Genomic DNA, 3,097 nt, shown 5'->3' with positions numbered 1-3,097 from the left:
GTTATGATGTTTATAACTAATATATATTTTCTTTATGATATTAAAAAGTATAAAATATTAATTAATAAAGAGATACCAGTGCGGGTATAAAAAGAAGAAGGGAAGATAAAATATGAAAATTGGAGTAATTGGGATAGGTGCTATTGGTGGATATATTAGTGCTATGCTTTGTAAGAGTAAAGAAGACGTTTATGTTATAACAAGTGGAAATACTTTAGAAGTAATAAAAAAGAATGGAATTGCTTTAATAAATGAAGCAGATGAAAAATTTATGGCATATCCGAAACTTATTACAAAGAATTCACCTGAAATTGGAATAATGGACATTGTATTTGTGTGTGTTAAGGGATATTCTTTAAAAGTTGCAGTGGAAGCAATTTCAAGAATGGTTGGAGAACATACATTGGTTGTTCCTATTATAGATGGAGTAGATATAGCAAATAAGGTATATTCATACTTAAAGAAAGGAATTGTTATTGAAACAGTAATGTACGGAAGTGTAAAGGTTGAAACAATTGGAGTGATTAAGTATAATAGTACGAAGACTAAAATTGTTATCTCTTCAAATAAGAGAAGACCTATCTTCAAAGGAAATCTAGAAATAATTCGAGGTGTTTTAAATAAATCATATATTTCATGTGAATTGAAAGAGGATACTGAAGTAGATGCATGGAAAAAGTATGTTTTCAATTGTGCCTTTAATGTGACAGATTCATATTACGATGTTAAAGTAAAAGGAATACTAGAAGATAGAATGAAGTTTGAGACTTTTTGCAATGTGGCAAAAGAATGTGAAGAAGTTGGAAGAACAAAGGGGATTAATCTTCCTGAAAATATTTTTGAAACGACTATTAATATTCTTAAAAAGGTTTCCAAGAAAAGTATAAGTTCAATGCATAGAGATGTAGTACTCGGAAAAAAATTTGAGCTTGAATTATTTTGTGGGGAACTTTGCCGCATGGGAAGAGATTTAGGAGTACCTACGCCTTATACTCAAAAAGCTTATGATAAACTTAAAATTTTACAACCTATGTAAATGTATATTAAAACTAAATATATGGAGGTGAACTTTTAGTGTGGGTTTGCCAGGTGTATTAGTAATGCACTCTCTCACTAAAAAAGATATGAATTTTAAAAATAAAGTTTGCATAATTACAGGAGGAGCACTCGGAATTGGGAGATGCTTAACAAGAGAGTTTGCATCTAGTGGTGCAAAGGTAATTTTTATTGATAATAATAAAGAAGCAGGAGAAGAGAATTTAGAATATATTAAAGCAAAAGGTGGAGATGCAACTTTTTATTTAGGAGATATCTCAGAAGAGACCACTTTATATAATTTTTCTGATAATGTGATAAAAAAATTCGGTAAAATAGATTATATTATCAATAATGCCTGTATAAGCAGAAAAGGGATTTTATCAAAATGTTCATATGAAGATTTTAACTATGTGCTTAAAGTTGGAGTCACTGCACCATATATGTTAGCGCAGCTGTTTATGAATAATTTTAATGATAAGGGATCTATTGTAAATATTTGTTCTACTAGAGCATATATGTCACAAGCTGACACTGAAAGTTATACTGCTGCTAAAGGCGGTATTTTAGCACTAACTCATGGGCTTTCAGTTAGCCTCTCTGATAAAGTGAGGGTAAATTCAATAAGCCCTGGATGGATTGATACCGGTGCTTATTATGATGAAAATTATGTTCCTGATTATAGCGAAAGTGATACTCTTCAGCATCCTTCCGGCAGGGTAGGGGATCCAAAAGATATTGCAAGGGTAGCAATGTTTTTGTGCCATGAAGATAATGGTTTTATTAATGGAGAAAATATTACTATTGATGGCGGAATGACTAAGCATATGATTTATAATGCTGATAATGGTTGGACGTATGATAGTAGTTGGAGAAATAATTAGAGAAGTGTAATAAAATAAAGAGAATCTTATGTATATTCTTTGTAAAACTTTGATATACGTAAGATTTCTTTTATTATCTTAAATTATCTTAGTGAATTATTTTGAAATCTTGAATTAAGTTACTTTATTTAAATATATATTTTAATAAATCACATATTATCAATTTCACTGTATCGATTAATTGTAAGGTTATATATGATTTGATCAAAGAAATAATATTTTAATAGTGTTACATATTTCTCATTGGGTGCTGGAATAAACTTGCAATATAAAACATAGTATAAAGTAGAGTAACTATAACTAAAGGAGGAATAAGAGATGAATTTTTTACTTAGTAAACTAAATGCTACTTTTAGGGATAAAAAGGCATATTTTTTCATTGTACTAATAATGTTTTGTTTGGGAATATCCTTTGGGCTTTATACTGTTAAATACATGGGAGCATCGGATAGAAAGGATCTTATAAGCTATTTTTCAAGTTTTACTAATTCTATAGGCAGTCAACCCATCAATTATGGAACTTTGTTATTTGAAGTTATTAAGAAAAATATATTAATAATTATACCTATATTTGTATTAGGTTTAACTTTTTTTGGAGCTCCTGTTATATTGATTTTGGATTTGTTAAAAGGTTTTACTTTGGGGTATACTTTTTCTTTTATGGTAACTACTTTTGAAGGAAAAGGAGTTGGACTAGCCTTAGTATCTATTATCCCTCAAAATTTGATATATATTCCGTGTTTTATAGCCCTAAGTGTTATTAGTTTATCTATGTCTACAGAAAAACTTAAAGGGAAATTTTTCAAACAAATAAAAAGTAAAGATCCTTTTTTGGATGGTGTGTTAAATAAGTTAATTGGAATTTTGGTGTTGTTTGCTATAGGAATAGTAATTGAAACTTATGTATCACCATCTCTAATAAAATTTGTGGCCCAAAAATTCTATTTATAATGAAAATAATATATACAAATGAAAATGTGAATTAAAAAAGGATAATTGACAATTTTGTCGAATACTAATCATAATCAATGGTATAGGAGATAGTAATGATAAATAGTATAAATAATTATAAGAATTATTTGTTAGAGAGTGGTAAAAGTGAAAATACTATATATGCATATGTAACTGATGTGAGTCTTTATCTTAAATTCTTAAATAAAAAAAAGATAGACTTATAT

The 3,097-nt window shown here is 28.4% G+C and carries 4 protein-coding genes; all 4 read left to right on the top strand.

The genetic code is table 11. The annotated features are described in order from the left end of the window. Positions 1-112 precede the first annotated feature (112 nt). Positions 113-1,036, top strand: coding sequence for a ketopantoate reductase family protein (locus CLCHR_RS24085; RefSeq protein ID WP_079442468.1), 924 nt, complete (start codon positions 113-115; stop codon positions 1,034-1,036). 88 nt (positions 1,037-1,124) lie between these two features. After that, positions 1,125-1,919: an SDR family oxidoreductase gene (locus CLCHR_RS24080; protein ID WP_079442469.1), complete on the top strand. Its 795-nt coding sequence runs from the start codon at positions 1,125-1,127 to the stop codon at positions 1,917-1,919. Positions 1,920-2,237: 318 nt separating this feature from the next. Further along, positions 2,238-2,870 (top strand): stage II sporulation protein M, encoded by a 633-nt coding sequence (gene spoIIM / locus CLCHR_RS24075; protein ID WP_079442467.1) that lies wholly within the window; start codon positions 2,238-2,240, stop codon positions 2,868-2,870. A 95-nt stretch (positions 2,871-2,965) separates the two neighbouring features. Continuing rightward, positions 2,966-3,097 (top strand): site-specific integrase (locus CLCHR_RS24630; protein WP_169896879.1); only part of this gene is annotated, 132 nt, incomplete at its 3' end.

Source organism: Clostridium chromiireducens, assembly GCF_002029255.1.
Classification (GTDB): domain Bacteria; phylum Bacillota; class Clostridia; order Clostridiales; family Clostridiaceae; genus Clostridium; species Clostridium chromiireducens.
The sequence above is the reverse complement of the archived record's forward strand: the minus strand, read 5'-3'. Positions and strand labels throughout refer to the sequence as shown.